The organism is Lonsdalea britannica, assembly GCF_003515985.1.
Taxonomy (GTDB): domain Bacteria; phylum Pseudomonadota; class Gammaproteobacteria; order Enterobacterales; family Enterobacteriaceae; genus Lonsdalea; species Lonsdalea britannica.
This window is the reverse complement of sequence record NZ_CP023009.1, coordinates 3,777,149-3,797,781: the sequence shown is the minus strand read 5'-3', so window position 1 is coordinate 3,797,781 and position 20,633 is coordinate 3,777,149. Positions and strand designations below refer to the sequence as shown.

Sequence of the window (20,633 nt, the reverse complement as noted above, 5' to 3'; positions counted from 1 at the left end):
TCCAACCGCGACGGTGCTTTTATGACGACGTCTGAAGACAACTCCTTTTCCTATGCCGCCACATTGATGGGAACGCGAATTTCCTTAACGCTCTTTGAGCTGAATGAGGAATTGGTCGTTCAGGCCTTTAAGCGGATCAAACGGCTGGAAGATTTGCTCACGGTCAATCGCTACCCGTCGGAAGTGATGAACATCAACCACGCGGCGGGTCGGCATCCGGTGGCGGTCAGCCCCATTGTCTATCAGCTGATCAAACGCGCCTTGCAGGTGAGCCTGCTGGACAACAGTCATTTCAATTTCACCATCGGTCCTCTCGTCAAGCTGTGGAAAATTGGTTTCAGTGGCCATACGGTGCCTGACGCGGCGGACATTCAGCAGCGGCTCGCTCTGACGGATCCGCGCCATGTGATCCTGAACGATGAAGATCGCTCCGTGTTCCTCCTGCAGGAAGGCATGGAGATCGATCTCGGCGCTATCGCCAAAGGGTATATCGCCGACGTGATCAAAGGCTTTCTGCGGCAAAACGGCGTTGAAAATGCACTATTGAATCTGGGGGGCAACGTGCAGGCGATGGGGCGGTCGTTAAACGATCCTCAGGGGCGCTGGAGTATCGGCCTTAAAAAACCGTTCGCTGAGCAGGGGGAGTTGATCGGTGCAATTCACGTGATCGATAAATCCGTGGTGACCTCAGGCACTTACGAGCGCTACTTCACCCTCAATGGCGAGCGGTATCACCACATTCTGGACCCGACGTCGGGCTATCCGCTGAATAACGCATTGGACAGCGTCACCATCGTGTCGGATGAATCCATCGACGGCGATATCTATACCACCTTGATGTACGGTATGGGAGTGAAGGCGGGGATCGCCTATCTGCGAGACTATCCTGGTATTTGCACCATTTTCGTGACGAAAGATCGGCAGATCATTCTGTCGCCAAATCCCAATTACGAGTTTGAACTGCTCGATAGCGGTTATACGGTCGTCGGATAAAAAGGCGGCTGCCGTCGCGGTGATCGCCTATGCCGAAATTCGAGTGGTTGTATTTCGCCATGACCGCGCCCGAAAGGTGTTTTTCGATTCACCGGCTGGATCGTTTCCGTTGTCGTCAGAGAAAAAAGAGGATTGAGCGGATGTGCGTTAACGAGACATCGGTATCGGTTTAATGACGGCAAAAAACCGAGAACGCTTTCTGATGCTGAGAAACAAAAAAAATCCCGGTTTTCATCTCTGAATGTCGGGATCTCGGGGAGGCGGACAGGGCGTTAGAAGTCGTAGCTCATGGAGACCTTGAGCGTACGCGGTTCGCCTTCAAAGACGTACACGCCATAGTCCTCGACGCCAGACCAGTACTTCTCATTGGTCACGTTGTTCAACGCGACGCGCCAGACCATTTCGTTCTGATCCTGATTGACGCGCGTCCGGTAGCGCAGACCCACGTCCAGCGTGGTGTAGCTATCGAGCTTTTTGGTGTTCGCCGCATCGGCATATTGTGAACCGGAGTGATTCAGCTGCGCCGTCGCGGTCAGACCGTCCACCGGTTTGATGTCATATTCCGCGCCCACTACGCCGTAAAAACGAGGAACCCCGATGGCGTCATTGCCGTTGTTAGCGCCGTTAGCGGTTTTGGTTAACTCAGGATCCAGCCAGACCGTACTGGCGTTCAGCCGTACGCCCAACACCGGTTCGCCAAAGACGCTCAGCTCCAGACCGCGGTTACGTTGCTCGCCGTCTACGCTATAGCGGTTGCTGGCGCTATCGAGGATGGCCGACGGTTTTTTAATTTCAAACAGCGACATTGAACCGCCCACGCGACCCATATCGATCTTGACGCCCACTTCATTTTGCTTCGAATGGATAATACCGGTGCTTTGTCCCGCATTGGCCGCCGTATCGGGCGCGATGCTGCCGGGTTGCAGGCCTTCTGTATGGTTTGCATACAGCGACAGCTGCTCCCACGGCTTGTAGACGACGCCATAGGTCGGCATCCAGCGGCTTTCGGTAAAGCGAGAGTCCGCGTCTTCCTCGCCGGTGGCGTTACTGTAGTTACGCACCACCACTTTTTGGTGACGTCCGGCGACGGTGAACAGTAGTTGGTCATTCAACACGCCGAGCGTATCGCTCAGCAACACGCCCTGCATACGTGAGCGGCTCGTGGTGAGCGGATCGGCGTAGTGTCCGCCCCACAAGGCGTTGTCCGGCATAGCGACGTCGCTGTTGTGATAAATGTTGGTGGTCGGGTTGGCGAACGACATGCCCCAGGCGGTGCGCGTGCGCTGAGTTTGCGCGGAGTAGCCCACATTAACGCGATGCGACACGAAGCCGGTGTCGAATTGGCCGCGCAGCCCGGCCATGCCGCTGAAGTCATCGATGATGTTATTGGTGTCGAGGCGAGACGCGGTCGCATCGCCATTGTCGCTGGTCAAGGTGGGCGAAGAGTAGGTGCCCATTTCATTGGCATGCTGTCCGCCCAGAGCGGCGTAAGTTGTCCAGCTATCATTCAGATCAAACTCGGCGCGAGCCATTCCGAACTTGTTGGAGATATCGCTGTAAGCCCACTTTTGTGAGTAGTTGCGGGTATTGCTCGGGACGGCGGGGATGTCGTTCAGGCCGCTGATATTGATGCCTGTTTCGCTGCCGTGGAACGTTTTTTTCTGGTAGCCCAAATCCAACGACGTTCGGAAGCGGTCGCCGCGATAATCCAGCCCCAAAGAGGCCAACGTGGTACGACGTTTATCGTCATCCACGGCCGCTTCCCCTTCGCGGTGAACCACATTCATGCGGACGCCGAATTGATTGTCATCGCCGAAACGACGACCCAAATCCAGACTGCCGCCCACCTGAGATGAGGAGGTGTAATCGACGCCTACGCGAGTGGTCGGCGTGTCTTCCGCGCGTTTGGGTTCCAGATTGATCATGCCGCCGACGGCGCTGGTGGCCGCTCCGTTCACCAGTGAATTGGCGCCTTTGAAGACTTCTATGCGGTCGAGCATCTGAGTATCGACCACCTGACGCGGCACCACGCCCGCAAGACCGCCCATGGTCATATCATCGCCGTCCAGCTTAAAGCCGCGAATCCGATACGTTTCCGCCACGTTGCCGTAACCCTGAACCGCCTGCACGCCCGCATCGCTGTGGAGCAGCTCGGCAACGGTTTTCGCCTGCTTGTCCTGCACCATTTTGGCGGTGTAGCCCACCACGTTAAACGGCACATCCATGGCCTTCTGTTCACCGAGCATCCCCAGACGCCCACCGTTCGCGACCTGACCCTCCAGATAGGCGGGGACCAGCGCATCGCCGCCGGGCCGGAAGTTCTCCGCCTCGCTCGCCTGCACTACGATCGTATCTTTTGAATCGGTGTTGGCATTGGTGTCAGTCTGGGTCGGTGTCGTTGCTGCGGTAGCAGTCTGAGCAAGAGAGCCTACCGCCAGAGCCAGCAAGGTTTTACGTAATGGCGTGGATGTGTTTTTGACGTTATACATAGTTCGCTTAACTATAGAGAAAGGTGGAAATGGCAAATCCCGTTTCCGGGGCGATTTTTATTGATTCAACATCGCAGGCCGGGTTGCGATGACCTGAATGTGGGTACGATTCAGTTCTCTAAATTCGAAACCGTGCGGAATATCCGGCTGATCTCTAGTCTGCCTTCGATAGCTCCCTTAGCTCCCTTGATGATTTCATGTACGACAGAAGCGCATGTCCGGTATGACCCTGTTAGGCGGCCGAGATCTGGGGGCAAAGCAAGGCGGATGTCTTTGTGCTTTCCCTTCCGGCGCTAGCGCGTCTAATTGGCAACGTTAACCACTCACTTTTCCTGATCCATGTCGTGCTCATTGGCTTGAAAAAATCTCGAAAAGGGTGACTCGCACTTGCGTCGACTGCCGCGCCAGCGTTATGAAGCACCCTCTCATGCAGGTCTAAACCGCTTCTGTTTGCCGAGCCACGCTTGGCTGAATCGCTGTCAGCGCAAGACAGAGCACAAAAAATCGTAATTAAAAATAAGAACTATACGCATCCGTGTTACGCAATCAAGGGATTTGTGGAAACTAGGGGGAAGCGGTGGAGGGAGAGGCTGCTGTGGAAATAAGCTGTGGGGAAAGAGAGATGAGTATCCATACGTCCACAGTGCTATTGGTATTACAGTAGGAGGCTACTAACCACAAAAAGATATCGTTATGCTCACAATAATCCGTGAACTCCTGATATTGCGTATCCTCTTGGAACCACATTAGGTGTGAAAACACTCGGATTGTCTACATGATAAACACTTTCTTCTTGCTAATTATTCTTTGAATACCCTTTTTCACATGTCTTAACATTACCTTGATCATCCCTGCTACTGATGCCAGAATTTGCCCCACTAATTTACAAAATATTACCGGTTGCTATGCTCAAAATCTTTGCGCGGTACATGTCCGTCGGTGTTTTGAATACGCTGTTGCATTGGGCTGTTTTTAGCGCTCTTTATATGTCAGGTCAAAAGCAATCTCTATCAAACTTCACCGCTTTTTGCGTCGCTGTGACCTTCTCATTCTTTGTCAACGCCCGTTGGACCTTCACTGCTGAGGCCACGCCAGCCAGGTATATGTTGTACGTGGTGTTCATGGGGGCGCTTGCTGCGCTTATTGGGTGGTTGGCCGATGTGGTGAGATTGAATCCAATGGGTACGCTCATTGTGTTCTCAGCTATTAGCCTGATATGTGGTTTTATCTATTCACGTTATGTGGTTTTCAAGGTTAGAAAATGAAAATATCTCTGGTAGTGCCCGTTTATAACGAGGAAGAGGCTACTCCCATTTTTTATGAAACGGTCAGAGGGTTTACTCCTTTTAAGAACTTGCAGGTAGAAATTGTCTTTGTTAACGACGGTAGCTCTGATAGCACTGAAACAGTGATTCGAAATCTTGCCAAGCAAGATCCGCTGGTGACCTGTATTTCATTTACCCGTAACTTCGGTAAAGAGCCTGCGTTATTTGCTGGACTAGAAGCCTCAACAGGGGACGCCGTTATTCCTATCGATGTCGATCTGCAAGACCCTATCGATATCATCCCTGCAATGATTGAAAAATGGCAAGCTGGAGCAGATGCCGTATTGGCCAAGCGTTCGGATAGAAGTTGCGACGGTCGATTAAAAAGAAATACTGCCGCTCTGTTTTACAAGCTTCACAATCGGATCAGTCACCCAAAAATTGAAGAAAATGTCGGTGATTATCGTCTGATGTCGAGAGAGGTTGTGGAGAACATTAAACTGCTGCCTGAGCGAAATCTTTTTATGAAAGGCGTCCTCAGCTGGGTCGGCGGCCGAGTGGAAGTCGTTGAATACACTCGAGCTGAGCGTGTGGCAGGGAAAACAAAGTTTAATGGCTGGAAGCTTTGGAATCTGGCTTTAGAAGGGATTACTTCTTTTTCCACGTTTCCGCTGAGAATGTGGACTTATATAGGTTTCTTTGTTGCGGGGTTGTCATTTTTATACGGGATCTGGATGATCATTGATAAAATTATTTGGGGTAATGCTGTTGCAGGTTATCCATCCATACTCGTGTCAATTCTTTTCTTAGGTGGTGTGCAGCTTATCGGCATTGGTGTGCTAGGTGAGTATGTAGGCAGAATTTACTCTGAGGTTAAGAACCGTCCTCGTTACGTAGTAAAAAAGTAGTGATAATTACTATCCTATCTGGTGACCCTGACCCAAAATCCTGCGCCATTCAGAAACAGAATTCCGGCATGATAAACACTCCCTGAACGGAGGTGGTGCCGATGAAAAGATCACGATTCTGAAGAGCAGATTGTTTTTGCCCTCAAGCAGGCTGAGCTGGGGACCTCTGTACCGGACGTCTGCCGCTAGCTGGGTATCTCTGACGCCACTTTTTATGCCTGGCGCAAGAAATACGGCGGGATTTCTCCTTCGGAACTCAAACACATGCGGCAGCTGGAAGAAGAGAACCTCAGGCTGAAGAAGCTAGTGGCTAACCTGAGCCTCGATAAGGCCATGCTACAGGACGTGCTGACAAAAAAGATCTGACGCTGGCACGTCTGCGCGAATGGGTCAGGGATTTGCAAGCCCGTTACGGAGCCAGCGAGAGGCAGGTTTGCTTTGCGCTACGCGTCAGTCGCAGCTCATTCCGCTATCGTTCTGTGGCCGCAGACGACAGCGCGCTGCGCTTACGCATTCGGGAGATCACCGAAACCCGGGTGCATTACGGTTACCGCCGGGTACACGTGATGCTCAGGCGGGAAGGCTGGCGTGATAACCAAAAACGGATCTACCGGCTATACAGCGAACAGGGACTATCGCTGCGATTCAAACGTCCACGCCGCCATGAATTCGCCCAGCGGCGTTAACCGCAGCCTCAGGGGCTTGTAGTCCCTCCGGTTTTTAGTACCACCGCCAATGAGGATCTCCGGCCAGTTTTTGCCTCGCATAGATAACGGGTGGCACATCACCCAGTGAGCTATGTGGACGTTCTGGACTGCCCCCACCTTCTGACAAGAGTTTCTTAGCTTCAGAACGTTTGATCCTTGCTTCAGCGAGTGTGAGCAATGGATATGTGCCGAAGGTAACTCGTTTTTCTTTACCTACTATCCTATATTTTAGCCTCCAACTCTTTGTTCCATTTGGAAAAATCTCAAGATACATCCCACCACCATCGGCAAGCTTGTATGATTTTTCCTTAGGCTTAGCAGAGTCAATTTGTCGTGCTGTCAGCTTCATATGGGGGCATCCAGTTGATTGAACCTAGCAATGCCCCTTATCCTGCCCCCAATCAGAATAAGAACGCAATAGGTGACCTTGGACCAAGCTGGACCACAGAGAAGTGTTATATTCTGATTTGAAAGGAAAAAGTAGACTAGAAAGGATGTTAATAGAAGAAAAGATGGTACGCCCTACAGGATTCGAACCTGTGACCTACGGCTTAGAAGGCCGTTGCTCTATCCAACTGAGCTAAGGGCGCCTTGGGAAGAGAGATTGCGATGTGCCGCAACCAATAACAAGTGGGCTGGATTATACCCACCCCCCTCGGTGAGTCAACGACTTGGCGGCCGATTTCGGCCAGACGGCGATTCCCTGTACAGCCTGGCGCCGTGATCGCTTTCTGCGAGCTCACCGCGAGATTTTTCGAGCCTCATCGCAAAAAGCCCTTTTTCGTTTCATCGTGAACCTTAGCTAGCGCGATAAGATGCGCAATTACGGTCTCCTCTGATTGGAACTTTGCCCTACTTTTGTACTATTGGATTACACTTTAGCCAGTCTGGTGTGGGTGTATGGATATCCGCCGTCTCTGATGAACCTGGGAACCTTTCGCTATATGCCAACTTTATTTTCCGTATTGATGCGTGTTTTTTTGTGTGCGGTTTTGGTCTTGCCGATGGGATATGGCGTGGCGGCGGAGACGGCATCTCAATCTGCACAGGCAAATGGCGAGTCTGACGTCAATGTTGATGCTGAATTGGTCCAACTGCAGAAACAGTTGGACAGCATCAAGCAGCAGGTCTCGGGGGTGAACAACGACAGCAAGTTCGGCGACCTGAACGATCAGACTCAGCAATTGATCAGTAAAGCGGACGAACTCTCGGCGATTGTGACACCGCTTCGTTCACAAATGCAGTCGCAGCTTAATGTGCTGGGACCAGAACCCGATTCCGGATCTGCGCTCAATGAAACCAATGAGGTGACGCATAAACGCAACAGCCTCAATCAGAAAAAAGCCAATCTGGATTCTCAGTTAGAACAAATACAGGCGCTGCACGCCAGCGCGGCCAATCTCTCGACGCAAATTGTCAACCTGCGACGCAACGCCTTAAAAACCCAGTTGGCGCTCGACTCGGGCAGCCTTTTTGGCGCCCGATTCTGGTCGCCGATTGTGAACCCACAGCCGGAGGACGTAAGCCGCCTATCCTCGTTTTCTGAGCAGGTGGCAAGTGCCTTCAACGGCGCGTGGAGCGCAGATTGGCGTTGGGGGTCGGCGATATTTCTGCTGGTTGCGCTGGCGCTGGTGACGTTGGGCGGCAAGTATCTGGAAAAATATCTAGCTTGGTTGGGGATTCATAAGCTGCCGGAAGGGCGGTTGCGACGGAGCTTTCTGGCGACAGCGACCGTCATGTCTACCGTGCTGACGATCGGGATTGCCGCTAATCTGGTCGACTATACCTTTACGCGTCATGATATCGCCTCTGATCGTGTTGCCTCTTTTATGGATACGTTGGTACGCCTGACGGTGTTCTGCTCAATGATTGCCGGATTGGGGAGAGCATTCCTGTCCAATCAGCGGCCCTCATGGCGTCTTCCCGCGATTTCCAATCCGGTCGCGAAGGCGATGACGCCGTTTCCGGTGATTGCGGCGTTAATCATTCTGATATTCGGGATCATCGAACAGGTGACCATTACGATGGGCACTACGGTCGCGGTCACGATTGTGGTCAATGGACTGGCGACGCTCTTCCTGGCATTGACGACGGGTATGGTCGCGCTGAGAAGCAATCAGATACGGCGTCAGATGGTGGCAACTGGTGAGCAACCGGAAGCGCGTTCCACGCTTTCAGGGATCATTCATCTGGCGGTTCTGCTGACGACCTTTGCCGTGTTGGTTTCTCTGGTCATCGGTTATATCTCTCTGGCGCGTTTTTTGATCTACGAACTGGTATGGATAGCGATTGTATTCTCCTGCCTCTACCTCTTTTCCACGCTGGTGTCCGATACGTGTGAAAGTTTGTTTTCACCGAATAACCTCAGCGGTCAGCGCATCAAAAGCTCCCTTAATCTCGATGATCGTCATCTTTCGCAGGCCACGGCATTACTCTCTGCCGCAGGTAAAGTCTTCCTGATTTTAATGGCCGCCGTTGCCTTGCTGAATGGGACGTTTGGCACCACAACGCCGCTGGAGCTGATGCAAAAAGCGCTGGACATCTGGGGTGGAAAAGGGCTGGAAAACCTGCGCATCGTTCCTGCAAGATTAGTGGACGCGCTGATTTTTCTCGCGATTGCCCTGTACGCCATGCGTTCTTCACGGCGTTGGCTGGAAAATGATTTTCTGCCGAAAACCACGCTGGATCGTGGAATTCGGGCGTCGATGGTTACCATGTTCAGCAACGTCGGCTATATCATCATCATCCTGCTGACGCTGGCTACCCTCGGCATTCAGTGGAACAAGTTGGCGTGGATCGTCAGCGCGCTGTCGGTGGGGATCGGCTTCGGTTTGCAGGAGATAGTGAAAAACTTTATCTCAGGGGTGATTTTGCTGACGGAGCGTCCGGTTAAAGTAGGCGATCTGGTTAATATCAGCGGCGTCGAAGGGGATATCCGGCGCATCAATGTCCGCGCGACGGAAATTCAGCTCAGCGACCTGTCGACGGTCATTGTGCCCAACTCGCAGTTTATCTCGCAGAACGTGCGCAATATTACGATGGGCAATGCGCTCGGCGTCGCGACGCTGGCGTTGTCTTTCCCGCTGGACACCGACCCCGATGAGGCCCGGACGATTCTGTTGGACTCCTATACCGAGCACGAAGGGATTTTGACGAGTCCCGCGCCTTCCGTCACATTCAGTCAATTAAGCGCAAACGGCATGGTGCTCAGCGTGACAGGGTACGTCAACAGTCCTCGTCTGGTGGCGAGTGTGAAAAGCGACCTGCTATTCGAAATAATCAAACGGCTGCGTGCTGCAAGCATTCCGCTGGCGGTGCCTCAACGCATGGTGCTGGAGAATGCGCAGAATACATCAACCGTCGTCCCGCCTCTTCTGGGCGATGATGTGCCGCGAACCTAAAGGGACTTGCGGGCTAAGGATCCGTTAAGGAAGGGGGCACAGATACGTGCGGTTGGATGTGTCGATGAAATGAAAAAAAGCTGGCGGGCTTCCCCTAAACAGGAGGCAGTGTGCTGATGTGCTGATGTGCTGATGTGCTGATGTGCTGATGTGCTGATGTGCTGATGTGCTGATGTGCTGATGTGCTGATGTGCTGATGTGCTGATGTGCTGATGTGCTGATGTGCTGATGTGCTGATGTGCTGATGTGTTGATGTAACAGCTTTCCAACTGGATGGCGGTAGGTCATGACAGACAGTTTGGAAAGGGTAAGCCGACAGACGCTACGTCATAGGGTCATATGTCGTGTCTCTGTCGGCTTCGAGAGGCTATCTCAAACGCTCTGCGTTTAGCGTGTTTGCTGCTTAACCATGTCGATATAGATGTCACGCAGACGACGTGTAATCGGGCCTGGTTTGCCGTCGCCAATGGTGCGGTCATCAAGCGTGACCACCGGCAGAACGAAGGTGGTGGCGGAGCTGATAAACACCTCTTTAGCGTGATAGGCTTCTTCCGGCGTGAAAAGTCTTTCTTCCAACTGGATGCCATCCTGCTCCGCCAACTGCAAGATAGCCTTGCGGGTGATGCCGTGCAGGATGTCGTTGCTGAGAGGGCGGGTCACCACCGTATTATCGTGCAGCACGATATAGCAGTTGCAAGAACTCCCTTCCGTCACAAAGCCATTCTCCACCATAAAGGCATCTTCGGCGTTGTGCGCATGGGCAAATTCTTTCGCGAGACAGGCCGCCAGCAGACTTACGGTTTTGATGTCGCGGCGATGCCAACGAATATCCGGGCAGGTCACCACTCTTAGCCCGCGCTCTGCTACCGGGTTTTCCAACACCGGTCGAGCCTGAGTAAAGAGAACCAGCGTCGATTTCACGTCGGCGCCGGGAAAGTGAAAATCACGATCTCCCGCGTTACCGCGCGTCAATTGCAGGTAGATAGCGCCTTCCTGCATCTGGTTTTTTTCGATTAACGCCTGATGAATATTTTTGAGCTCTTCAACGCTGACCGGCAGCGTCAGCGATAGCTCTCGACAAGAGCGCTGGAGCCGGGTCATATGACCATCGAACTCGGCCAGTTTGCCGTTGACTACGGCGGTCACTTCATAGACGGCATCCGCGAACAGAAAACCGCGGTCGAACACGGAAACAGACGCTTCCTGCTCCTGCACATAGCGGCCGTCAACATAAACAAGACGTTGCATTACAACACTCCTCTAACTCGTCATTTAGCGCAGCATATGCGTTAGCCCCATAGTGCCGCGGTAGGTGGTGCGATGAGGCTGCCATCATATTGCAGACCATGATCTCGATCCCGTTGTAACAACAGGGGGCCGTCCAGATCGACCACCTGAGCGCCTTGCGCCACAAAAGTAGCCGGTGCCATCGACAGCGACGTACCGACCATACAGCCGACCATAATCTGCAAGCCTGCTTTTTTGGCTTCGTCGCGCAGGCGTATGGCCTCGGTCAGACCGCCTGTTTTATCCAGCTTGATATTAATCATGTCGTAATAGCCCGCGATGGCGGTCAGCGAATCGCAGTCATGGCACGACTCGTCGGCGCAGATGGGAATGGGATGCGGCAACACCTCAAGTTCGCTGTCTTGCCCGGCGGGGAGTGGCTGCTCAATCATCGTTACGCCCAGCGCCGCCAGCTCGGGCACCAGTTTCAGATACAGTTCGGCGTTCCAGCCCTCGTTGGCGTCAACAATCAGGCGCGCAGCGGGTGCGCCTTCACGCACGGCGGCTACTCTCGCCAAGTCGTCTTGGTCCGCCAGCTTGAGCTTCAGCAAGGGTCTTGTTGACTGCCGCTGTGCGGCTTTACGCATGTTATCTGGCGTATCTAACGACAAGGTGTAGGCGGTTTCGAGCACCTCGGGCGCCGATAGCGGCAGCCTCTGCCAAATTCGCTGTCCGGACTGTTTACATTCCAAATCCCAAAAGGCGCAGTCGACGGCGTTACGCGCCGCGCCCGAGGGTAGACGCTGTTGGAGTGCCATGCGATCCAGCCCGTTGCGGAGATCGTCTTCCAGCGATCGGATCTGCGCGATCACGCTATCAATGGACTCACCATAACGCGCATAGGGAACGCACTCGCCATAGCCTGTCGCACCGCCTGCGCTCAGCGCGACGACGACGACATCAGCCTGCGTTTTGCTGCCGCGCGATATGGTGAAGGTGCCTTGCAGCGGCCAGCTTTCATGGGAAACGTGAAGTGTTGTCATAGGTCTGCCAACTGGTCAACGATGCGTCCAACGCCCTGACGGAAGGGATCGACCACCGGCAGGCCGAACTTGCGTTCCGTCTCGGAAAGAAATTTTTGCGCCGCGGCTTCATCGAGCGCCGACGTATTGACGGAGATACCGACGAAGCGCGCATTGGGATTGGTCAGATGCGCCATGGAGAGGTTCAGCGCCATGCAGGCGGCGAGATCGGGGATCGGATAGTCGACGCCGCGCATGGTCTTACGCGTCGGTTCATGACACAGCACCAGCGCATCTGGCTGAGCGCCGTGGATGATGCCGGTGGTTACGCCCGCAAAGGACGGATGAAACAGCGATCCTTGACCTTCGATCACATCCCAATGGTCCGCGTCATTGGCCGGGGCGAGCACTTCGACGGCACCGGCGGTAAAGTCGGACACCACGGCGTCGATGCTGACGCCTGAGCCGCTAATCAGAATACCGGTCTGCCCGGTCGCTCGAAAGGTCGCCTTCTCACCGCGCGCAAGCAGCTCTTTTTCAATCGCCAAGGCGGTATACATCTTGCCGCAGGAGCAGTCGGTGCCGACCGGAAGCAGTCGTTTGCCGGTACGTTTGCGACCATTGGCGACAGGAAAGGTTTGGGTTGGATGGCGAACATCGAAGAGTTGACGTCCCAATTTGGCCGCCAGCGCGCTGAGTTCGGGCACGTCGGCAAGACGGTTGTGCAGCCCGGCGGCCAGATCCATGCCGCTTTCCAGCGCTTCGCTTAATACGGTTATCCACGCGTCAGAAATAATCCCGCCCCGGTTGGCGACGCCAATCACCAGCGTTTGTGCTCCGGCGGCGCGGGCCGTCGCGATATCCATATCCGGCAGTTGGCAGTCTGCGTGACAGCCTTCCATGCGATATTGACCTACACAATATTCGGGATGCCATTGCTTGATGCCGATGGCCACTTTGGCGGCCAGCTGATCGTGCGCATCACCCAGAAATAACAAATAAGGCTTTTTGATATCCATCATGCATCCTCGAATTAAATTTAGGTGTAACTCATTAATAATGCGTCAGGCTTTTTAAGGGCGAGAAGGTGTGTCCGTTTCCTCGATAATAACGATAGATATATTGTTGTCAATGTGGGTGGTCATTCAGTTTTTATATCTACATAATCAGCGTTTTCATGGTTTTAAATTTCAATATATATTCCTGTTTTGAAGTTTAATATCGATAATTTTTTATATTTGGAATTGTCGTTTTTTTAATAAAAAAATCAGGCGGTATTTTTATTATTTATTTTTTAGTTTATTGATTTTTAATGATTTTATATTTTTATGTCCGTTTGCTCTCTTTTGGTGAGAATGATTTATAACGGGGCCCCAAAATAATGCAATATGGCCTCCCATTCGGTCGGTTGGACGTCAGTTTTTCAAGTCGCTGCGAGCGCTTTATTTTAATGCCTTTCTAAAAATGCTTCGGAAATAAATACCGCTAAAATGACGCGGCGAGTCTGCCCGGCTTGTTCCATGCGAGGACGAGAGCTCCGTCATACGTCGTTTCGCATATGGGTGAGTAAGGCGTTAAATTTTTACGCCGAGCTTATCGACAGCGCCTGGAATCTGGGATAGCTTGAAAGCTGACCCGTTCGCGGGTCGATACGTCGCTCGGACGGTCCGGGCGCTTACGTGACTACGAGGTATCTATGGCTGATAGCAACTCCCCGCGCCGTTTTTCGCGCATCGATCGTCTTCCCCCTTATGTCTTCAACATCACCGCTGAATTGAAAATGGCTGCGCGTCGTCGCGGCGAAGACATCATCGATTTCAGTATGGGCAACCCGGATGGCCCCACGCCGCCGCATATCGTTGAAAAGCTCTGTACGGTCGCCCAGCGTGAAGATACGCATGGCTATTCGACGTCCCGCGGCATTCCGCGTCTGCGCAGAGCGATCTCACGCTGGTACGCCGATCGCTATCAGGTCGATATCGACCCGGACAGCGAAGCTATCGTCACCATCGGCTCCAAAGAGGGGCTGGCGCACCTGATGCTGGCGACATTGGATCACGGCGACACGGTATTGGTGCCGAACCCCAGCTATCCCATTCATATTTACGGCGCGGTGATCGCCGGCGCGCAGGTTCGCTCGGTGCCGCTGGTGGACGGCGTTGACTTCTTCAACGAGCTGGAACGCGCTATCCGCGAAAGTATTCCTAAACCCAAGATGATGATTCTGGGGTTCCCTTCCAACCCGACGGCACAGTGCGTCGAACTGGACTTCTTTGAGCGAGTCGTCGCGCTGGCGAAGCAATATGACGTACTGGTGGTACACGATCTGGCCTATGCCGATATCGTTTACGACGGCTGGCAGGCGCCTTCCATCATGCAGGTGCCCGGCGCCAAGGATATCGCGGTAGAGTTTTTTACCCTGTCTAAAAGCTATAACATGGCTGGATGGCGGATCGGCTTTATGGTGGGCAATCCTGAGCTGGTCAATGCGCTAGCCAGAATTAAAAGCTATCACGATTACGGTACCTTTACGCCGCTGCAGGTTGCCGCGATTGCGGCGTTGGAAGGCGATCAACAGTGCGTGCGCGATATCGCGGAGCAGTATCGTCAGCGCCGTAACGTGCTGGTGCGCGGGCTTCATGAAGCGGGCTGGATGGTCGACGAACCGAAAGCGTCGATGTACGTGTGGGCGAAAATCCCGGATGCATACGCGCACTTAGGCTCGCTGGAATTTGCTAAACGACTGCTGGCGGAAGCCAAAGTGTGCGTATCGCCGGGAATTGGTTTCGGCGACTACGGCGACACCCACGTTCGTTTCGCGCTCATCGAGAATCAGGATCGTATTCGTCAGGCGGTCAGGGGCATCAAGTCCATGTTCCGCGCGGATGGTATTCTGCCTGCGTCGCAAAAAAAACACGGTCATAGCGCCTAGCATTTAGCCTCATCGGAAAAGCCGGGCTTTCGTCGTTCACCTTATCGCCAGACGACGAGAGTTCGGCTTTCCCCACGGATGTTTCATCAAAAGGACGAATCAAGTCATGCGTTTCTCTTCGCTTCACATCATCGGTTTTACCTTCTGCTGCCTGATTATGGCCGGTTGCCAGTCGTCTTCCTCATCCCGCTCTGCAAACGCGAGAGCCACCCAGGATGAGCAAATCAATCAGCTTGCGTCGTTGGTGGCGGCCGGAAAATATCTGCGTACACAGTGCAATCGCAGCGACTTGCCGGATGACAATACGCTGATGCGCGGCGCGCTGCGTCAGGGGGAAAAGAAGGGGTGGGATGTCAGCGGATTTCAAATGCTCCCGCCGTTGAGCGACACCCTGTATGAAGGCTTATTGAAAGACGGGACGCCGAAAGATCAGCAGTGTTCTGCGTTTAATTTGTCCGTTTCTCCGTTCCTCAGCGCGATTCGCGGTTAAGGTAACGACGATTTTTGCTCAGAAGATTCTGGTTTTCCACCCGGCCAATCCTCCAACGCATCGAGAATAAAAGGGTCGCCGTTCACGCTGAATACGGTGACATCTTGCTGTATCTGCTCGATCACCACGCCGCTAAATGGGCTCTCGCCTTCGTGATAACGTTGGTTGTTTAGCGTGATGCTGCGCCGCTCAGGTTCCGACGTAAACACGTGCGCACTGTAGGTAAAAGCGGGGAGCTTGCCGTTATCGGCGGAAGAGGCAGACGGTGTGGCAGCGGTGCTGGCAGGCAATGTTGCCGCGTGTTGGGGGGGCGTCACGACGCTGTGAGAGGGCGGGTAGGCTACCTGCCGAAACTCCTGCCAGCGCTGATGTCCTAGCCATCCCAGAGCGAACAGCAGCAGGGCGTAAAGGCCTAGCAGATAGCCGGGAATGACATAGCCCCGCGAAATCGGATGCGATGGGGTTACTTCCGGTGCGCCGTCCACATTTTTTCCTTAAATATCATTCAATTGATTCCATTCTGACCCGCTTTGGGTGTGCCGAACGCCAGATTTGCGCGAAGGTTCGCATTTTGACGTGAATACACTGATATCGCGAGGGGGGACGCTAAGAGGGGCGTTCCTTAATTCGGCCGTCCGTGGCATCATATACCCGTTTTTTTCTCGGGGGAATGGATAGCCTGAGGGGTGACGACAGGGCCGAAATGGCTTTGATGGATGGGCAGGGCATCGTTGCCAGGGCATAGGGATAATGTTTCTCATGGATAAAGTAAAATTGCCATCGTTAACGCCACGGACGCTCAGGCGGGGCCTGCTGGCGCTGTTTCTGCTGTTGACCGTTTTGCAGATGGCGTCGTTGTTTCAACACCGTGATCCGGCCCCGCAGCCTGTCGTCGCGCGATCGGCGACACTTCCGCCACCTTCCTCTTCCGCGCTCCCGACCGACTTCTCTCTATTTGGCGTTGCGCCCGAAAAAGCCGATGCTCCCGATCTGGACGCCGAACGCCCCGATGCGCTACCGCTGTCTTCCCTGCATCTGGCGCTGACGGGCGTATTGCTCAGTCAGGACGCCGCGCATTCCATCGCTATCTTCAGCAAAGATAACCAACAGTTTAGCTGTAGCCCTAACGAATCTCTGCCCTACGACGACGCCAAACTGGTGGCGATCCACGCCGACAGCGTGGTTCTGCTCTATCAGGGGCGTCACGAGGTTCTCAGGTTGTACGAACAGCCCGGCGGTGAAGAGACCCAGACCGACACGGCCGCTTTGCAGCAGCTCCAGCCGCGGCCCTCATCGCCGATTAGCGACTACCTTGAGCTCTCGCCGCTGATCAATGACAACAAATTGAGCGGATACCGTATCTCGCCGGGTCGGCATCCCGACGTCTTTTACCGGGTCGGGTTGCAGGATCGCGATGTAATTATCGCCCTGAACGGGCTGGATCTGCGCGATGAAGCGCAGGCGAAAACCGCCATGGAGCGGATACCGGAAATTCATACATTCACCCTGACCGTCGAACGGGAAGGGCAACAACAAGATATCTACATGGAAATTGGGGGCGAAGAGTAACGTGCTGAGCAAAGGAGTGATCAAACGATGGGAACGAGCGGCAATCGGTTCGCTGCTGTTGGCGTCGTGCTGGTGCTGGAGCGCTGAATTCTCGGCCAGTTTTAAAGGCACCGACATTCAGGAATTCATCAACACCGTCAGTAAAAACCTCAATAAAACCGTCATTATCGACCCCAGCGTGCGCGGCACCATTACCGTCCGCAGCTACGACATGATGAACGAACAGCAGTATTACCAGTTCTTTCTGAGCGTGCTGGACGTCTATGGTTTTTCCGTCGTTGCGCAGGACAACGGGGTACTGAAAGTCGTGCGGGCCAAAGATGCGAAAACCGCCGCCATCCCGCTGGCCAGCGATGAGCAACCGGGCCACGGCGATGAAATTGTGACGCGGGTTGTCGCGCTGAATAATGTCGCCGCGCGCGACCTCGCACCGCTGTTACGTCAACTGAACGATAGCGCCGGGGCAGGGAGCGTGGTGCATTACGAACCGTCCAATACGCTGCTGATGACGGGCCGCGCGGCGGTGGTGAAGCACATGCTTGAGATCGTCGCTCGGGTGGAGAAAATCGGCGGTCGGGATATGACCACGGTTCCGCTCAACTTCGCCTCGGCGGACGATATGGTCAAGCTGGTGAACAACCTCAATAAAACCGATGAGAAAAACGCGTTGCCGAGCAGCGTGTTGGCGAATGTGGTCGCGGATAGCCGGACCAATTCGGTCATCGTCAGCGGCGAAGAAAAGTCGCGTCAGCGCGCGGTACAGATGATTCGCCAGCTCGACCGCAAGCAGGTCGTGCAGGGCGGCACCAAGGTCATCTACCTTAAATACGCCAAGGCGGTGGAGCTGCTGGAAGTGCTGGCGGGAAGCGGCACCAGCGGCAGCCGTAATAGTTCAAGCACGCCCAGCACGTCGCACAGTACCCAGAACAGCGGCAGTTCATCCTCGTCGTCGTCGTCCTCCTCCAATAGCGAGGACAGCGCTTCGTCTAACGGCAGTAGTAGCCTCGGTTTTGGCTCGGCGTTCAGCTCTAGCGGCAGCTCCGGCGGCAAGACCATCATGATTCAGGGGAAAGAGGTCACCATCCGCGCGCACGATCAGACCAACGCGCTGATTATCACCGCGCCGCCCGACATCATGAGCGATTTGGAACAGGTCATCGATCAGCTGGATATCCGTCGTCCTCAGGTGCTGGTGGAGGCGATCATCGCCGAAGTGCAGGATGCGGACGGATTGAATCTTGGCATCCAGTGGGCCAATAAACGGGCGGGCATGACGCAGTTCACCAGTACGGGGATGCCGATTTCAACGGCGATGGTCGGCTCCGATCAGTATCGCGCCGACGGCACGCTGACCAGTAGTTATTCCAGCGTGCTCAGCAGCTTCAGCGGGATTGCCGCCGGGTTTTATCAGGGCAACTGGTCGATGCTGCTGACGGCGTTGTCCAGCAACTCGAAAAACGACGTGCTGGCGACGCCCAGCATCGTCACGCTGGATAACATGGAAGCCACCTTCAACGTCGGTCAGGAAGTGCCGGTACTGTCAGGCTCTCAAACCACCTCGGCGGACAACATTTTTACCACCGTGGAGCGTAAGACCGTCGGCATCAAGCTGAAGGTCAAACCGCAGATCAACGAAGGGGACTCTGTGCTGCTGCAGATCGCGCAGGAGGTGTCCAGCGTGGCGGATTCCTCGTCGAGCAGCACCAGCAGTCTGGGCGCAACATTCAACACCCGTACCGTCAACAACGCCGTGCTGGTCGGAAGCGGCGAAACCGTGGTGGTCGGCGGTCTGCTCGACAAGACCACACTGGAAACGGACAGCAAGGTGCCGTTCCTGGGGGACATCCCGGTGATCGGCAATTTGTTCCGCTCCAAAAGCCGTCAGGTGACCAAGCGTAACCTGATGCTGTTTCTGCGTCCGACCATTATTCGTGACGGCATGCAGTATCAGACGGCGACGATAAACAAATATCGCGCCTTCAACGATGAACAGCAGCAACAGCGTGGCGCCACGCGCGCCAGCGGCGCGGTGCTGGATAACGACACGCTACATCTGCCTGCGGGCGGCGACACAATGGTATTCCGTCAGGTGCAGGCGGCCATCTCGTCGTTCTATGCTCGGGAGGGGCGATGAGCGTGCGGGACGTGGCGGCGCCAGGACTTCATCCGGTCCTGCCGTTCGCCTATGCCCGCAGCCATAAAATACTGCTGTTGCAGGAAGGTGGCGGTCAGGCAGTGGCACAGGTCTTCTGCGTGGCCGAAACGCAGCCCGACGCTTTTTTAGAAGCCCGACGCGTGGCGGGCGTTTCGTTAAGTGTGAGTCGCCTCAGCGAAGCGGAATTTGAGCGGGCGTTGGTGCAGCACTACCAGCGTGACTCGGCCGCCGCACAGCAGCTGATGGAAGACATCGGCAACGATATCGACTTCTACACGCTGGCCGAAGAGCTGCCGGACAGCGACGATCTGCTGGATGCGGACGACGACGCCCCGATCATCCGTCTGATCAACGCCATGCTGACGGAGGCGATCAAGTATAAAGCTTCCGACATCCATATCGAAACCTACGAGCGTAACCTGCTGATCCGCTTCCGGATTGACGGCGTGCTGCGGGAAATCCTGCGTCCTCCGCGTCAGCTGGCCCCTCTGTTGGTCTCCCGCATCAAAGTCATGGCGAAGCTGGATATCGCTGAAAAACGCGTGCCTCAGGATGGGCGCATGGTACTGCGTATCGGCGGTCGCGCCATCGACGTGCGTGTTTCAACGTTGCCCTCCAACTACGGTGAACGCGTGGTGCTGCGCTTGCTGGACAAAGACAGCGTGAGGCTGGATCTGGCCGCGTTGGGCATGAGCGCCGCGCATCAGCGTGAGATAGACGAACTGATCCACCGGCCGCACGGCATCATTCTGGTCACCGGGCCGACCGGCTCGGGCAAAAGCACCACGTTGTATGCGGCGCTGAGTCGCCTCAACGCCACCGAACGCAACATCATGACGGTGGAAGATCCTATCGAGTATGAGCTGGATGGCATTGCCCAGACGCAGGTAAACACCAAGGTCGGCATGACGTTCGCGCGCGGGCTGCGCGCCATCCTTCGTCAGGACCCGGACGTCGTGCTGGTGGGGGAGATCCGCGATGGCGAGACGGCGCAGATCGCCGTACAAGCCTCGCTGACCGGGCATCTGGTCCTGTCGACGCTGCATACCAACAGCGCGCTCGGCGCGCTTTCCCGCCTGACGGACATGGGCGTGGAGCCGTTTCTGTTATCGACCTCCCTGCTTGGCGTGTTGGCGCAGCGGTTGGTGCGCACCCTGTGTCAGGACTGCCGCCAGCCCTACTCGGTTAGCGCGGAACAGGCGACGCTGATGGGCGTCGCGCCCGGCACCCGGCTGTATCGCGCCGGGGGCTGTCCAGCCTGCAATGAAACGGGCTATCGCGGGCGTACCTCGATCCACGAACTGCTGCCGATCGACGACGATATTCGAACGGCCATTCACCAGCGGGAAGGTGAGCAGCAAATTGCTCAACGGCTCGGCGAACGCTGGGGATCGCTGCGGCAGAGCGGCTTGCAGCAGGTCATCGCGGGCAACACCACCTGGGATGAGGTGGTGCGTGTGACAAGGGCGGAATGA

15 protein-coding genes, 1 tRNA gene and 1 pseudogene are annotated in these 20,633 nt (G+C 54.8%); 10 read left to right on the top strand and 7 right to left on the bottom strand.

Features of this window, described 5'->3' with window-relative positions; all coding sequences use genetic code 11:
- Positions 1 to 21: 21 nt before the first annotated feature.
- Complete coding sequence (locus CKQ53_RS17375) at positions 22 to 993, top strand: FAD:protein FMN transferase (RefSeq protein WP_118895326.1); 972 nt, start codon at positions 22 to 24, stop codon at positions 991 to 993.
- 272 nt (positions 994 to 1,265) lie between these two features.
- Here the strand turns inward: CKQ53_RS17375 and CKQ53_RS17370 are convergent, their stop codons facing one another.
- Complete coding sequence (locus CKQ53_RS17370) at positions 1,266 to 3,482, bottom strand: TonB-dependent receptor (protein WP_118895236.1); 2,217 nt, start codon at positions 3,480 to 3,482, stop codon at positions 1,266 to 1,268.
- A 905-nt stretch (positions 3,483 to 4,387) separates the two neighbouring features.
- Between CKQ53_RS17370 and CKQ53_RS17365 the strand changes: the two genes are divergently transcribed.
- The 3 genes and pseudogenes from CKQ53_RS17365 to CKQ53_RS18865 form a co-directional block, all read left to right on the top strand.
- A complete protein-coding gene (locus CKQ53_RS17365; protein ID WP_094117477.1) occupies positions 4,388 to 4,747 on the top strand; it encodes a GtrA family protein in 360 nt (119 codons plus the stop codon).
- Entirely contained in the window at positions 4,744 to 5,655 is a 912-nt protein-coding gene (locus tag CKQ53_RS17360; RefSeq protein ID WP_094117368.1) for a glycosyltransferase family 2 protein, read from the top strand. Before CKQ53_RS17365 ends, CKQ53_RS17360 begins: the two co-directional genes overlap by 4 nt.
- Positions 5,656 to 5,784: 129 nt before the next feature.
- Positions 5,785 to 6,338 (top strand): annotated as a pseudogene (locus CKQ53_RS18865) (transposase); the annotation flags it as partial.
- 37 nt (positions 6,339 to 6,375) lie between these two features.
- On the opposite strand, the gene CKQ53_RS17345 reads toward CKQ53_RS18865, so the two are convergent.
- Together CKQ53_RS17345 and CKQ53_RS17340 are read right to left on the bottom strand one after the other, a co-directional pair.
- Positions 6,376 to 6,711: an Arm DNA-binding domain-containing protein gene (locus tag CKQ53_RS17345; RefSeq protein WP_409359736.1), complete on the bottom strand. Its 336-nt coding sequence runs from the start codon at positions 6,709 to 6,711 to the stop codon at positions 6,376 to 6,378.
- 164 nt (positions 6,712 to 6,875) lie between these two features.
- Positions 6,876 to 6,952: transfer RNA gene (locus tag CKQ53_RS17340), tRNA-Arg, on the bottom strand.
- Positions 6,953 to 7,306: 354 nt separating this feature from the next.
- Between CKQ53_RS17340 and CKQ53_RS17335 the strand changes: the two genes are divergently transcribed.
- Positions 7,307 to 9,763 (top strand): DUF3772 domain-containing protein, encoded by a 2,457-nt coding sequence (locus CKQ53_RS17335; protein ID WP_094117478.1) that lies wholly within the window; start codon positions 7,307 to 7,309, stop codon positions 9,761 to 9,763.
- Positions 9,764 to 10,150: 387 nt separating this feature from the next.
- Here CKQ53_RS17335 and CKQ53_RS17325 read toward each other — a convergent pair whose 3' ends face one another.
- From CKQ53_RS17325 to dgcN, 3 genes are read right to left on the bottom strand one after another with little or no spacing between them, the layout of a single operon-like run.
- Positions 10,151 to 11,011, bottom strand: a complete 861-nt coding sequence (locus tag CKQ53_RS17325) for a D-amino-acid transaminase (protein WP_085652183.1) — start codon at positions 11,009 to 11,011, stop codon at positions 10,151 to 10,153.
- Positions 11,012 to 11,052: 41 nt separating this feature from the next.
- Complete coding sequence (gene dgcA / locus CKQ53_RS17320) at positions 11,053 to 12,033, bottom strand: N-acetyl-D-Glu racemase DgcA (RefSeq protein WP_118895232.1); 981 nt, start codon at positions 12,031 to 12,033, stop codon at positions 11,053 to 11,055.
- Entirely contained in the window at positions 12,030 to 13,031 is a 1,002-nt protein-coding gene (dgcN, locus tag CKQ53_RS17315; RefSeq protein WP_094117371.1) for an N-acetyltransferase DgcN, read from the bottom strand. The genes dgcA and dgcN overlap by 4 nt, the downstream gene beginning before the upstream one ends.
- 677 nt (positions 13,032 to 13,708) lie before the next feature.
- On the opposite strand from dgcN, the gene alaC reads away from it, so the two are divergent.
- On the top strand, positions 13,709 to 14,944 hold the full coding sequence (gene alaC / locus CKQ53_RS17310; RefSeq protein WP_085652186.1) for an alanine transaminase: 1,236 nt from the start codon (positions 13,709 to 13,711) through the stop codon (positions 14,942 to 14,944).
- 106 nt (positions 14,945 to 15,050) lie between these two features.
- Positions 15,051 to 15,434, top strand: a complete 384-nt coding sequence (gene gspS / locus CKQ53_RS17305; RefSeq protein WP_094117372.1) for a type II secretion system pilot lipoprotein GspS — start codon at positions 15,051 to 15,053, stop codon at positions 15,432 to 15,434.
- On the opposite strand, the gene gspB is transcribed toward gspS, so the two are convergent.
- Positions 15,431 to 15,919, bottom strand: coding sequence for a type II secretion system assembly factor GspB (gene gspB / locus CKQ53_RS17300; protein ID WP_118895230.1), 489 nt, complete (start codon positions 15,917 to 15,919; stop codon positions 15,431 to 15,433). The two genes, gspS and gspB, sit on opposite strands and share 4 nt — an antisense overlap.
- Positions 15,920 to 16,193: 274 nt before the next feature.
- Here gspB and gspC point away from each other — a divergent pair, with 274 nt between their 5' ends.
- From gspC to gspE, 3 genes are read left to right on the top strand one after another with little or no spacing between them, the layout of a single operon-like run.
- Complete coding sequence (gspC, locus tag CKQ53_RS17295) at positions 16,194 to 17,003, top strand: type II secretion system protein GspC (protein WP_094117479.1); 810 nt, start codon at positions 16,194 to 16,196, stop codon at positions 17,001 to 17,003.
- Between the two features lie 43 nt (positions 17,004 to 17,046).
- Positions 17,047 to 19,137: a type II secretion system secretin GspD gene (gene gspD, locus CKQ53_RS17290; protein WP_244201060.1), complete on the top strand. Its 2,091-nt coding sequence runs from the start codon at positions 17,047 to 17,049 to the stop codon at positions 19,135 to 19,137.
- Positions 19,134 to 20,633 carry a type II secretion system ATPase GspE gene (gene gspE, locus CKQ53_RS17285; RefSeq protein ID WP_162896379.1) on the top strand — a complete coding sequence of 500 codons (1,500 nt, stop codon included), beginning with the start codon at positions 19,134 to 19,136 and terminating at the stop codon, positions 20,631 to 20,633. Before gspD ends, gspE begins: the two co-directional genes overlap by 4 nt.

Excerpts from the sequence above, each read along its gene's own strand:
- CKQ53_RS17375 (WP_118895326.1), top strand. The coding sequence starts at position 22 with ATGACGACGTCTGAAGACAACTCCTTTTCCTATGCCGCCACATTGATG.
- CKQ53_RS17370 (WP_118895236.1), bottom strand. The coding sequence starts at position 3,482 with ATGTATAACGTCAAAAACACATCCACGCCATTACGTAAAACCTTGCTG.
- CKQ53_RS17365 (WP_094117477.1), top strand. The coding sequence starts at position 4,388 with ATGCTCAAAATCTTTGCGCGGTACATGTCCGTCGGTGTTTTGAATACG.
- CKQ53_RS17360 (WP_094117368.1), top strand. The coding sequence starts at position 4,744 with ATGAAAATATCTCTGGTAGTGCCCGTTTATAACGAGGAAGAGGCTACT.
- CKQ53_RS17345 (WP_409359736.1), bottom strand. The coding sequence starts at position 6,711 with ATGAAGCTGACAGCACGACAAATTGACTCTGCTAAGCCTAAGGAAAAA.
- CKQ53_RS17335 (WP_094117478.1), top strand. The coding sequence starts at position 7,307 with ATGCCAACTTTATTTTCCGTATTGATGCGTGTTTTTTTGTGTGCGGTT.
- CKQ53_RS17325 (WP_085652183.1), bottom strand. The coding sequence starts at position 11,011 with ATGCAACGTCTTGTTTATGTTGACGGCCGCTATGTGCAGGAGCAGGAA.
- dgcA (WP_118895232.1), bottom strand. The coding sequence starts at position 12,033 with ATGACAACACTTCACGTTTCCCATGAAAGCTGGCCGCTGCAAGGCACC.
- dgcN (WP_094117371.1), bottom strand. The coding sequence starts at position 13,031 with ATGGATATCAAAAAGCCTTATTTGTTATTTCTGGGTGATGCGCACGAT.
- alaC (WP_085652186.1), top strand. The coding sequence starts at position 13,709 with ATGGCTGATAGCAACTCCCCGCGCCGTTTTTCGCGCATCGATCGTCTT.
- gspS (WP_094117372.1), top strand. The coding sequence starts at position 15,051 with ATGCGTTTCTCTTCGCTTCACATCATCGGTTTTACCTTCTGCTGCCTG.
- gspC (WP_094117479.1), top strand. The coding sequence starts at position 16,194 with ATGGATAAAGTAAAATTGCCATCGTTAACGCCACGGACGCTCAGGCGG.
- gspE (WP_162896379.1), top strand. The coding sequence starts at position 19,134 with ATGAGCGTGCGGGACGTGGCGGCGCCAGGACTTCATCCGGTCCTGCCG.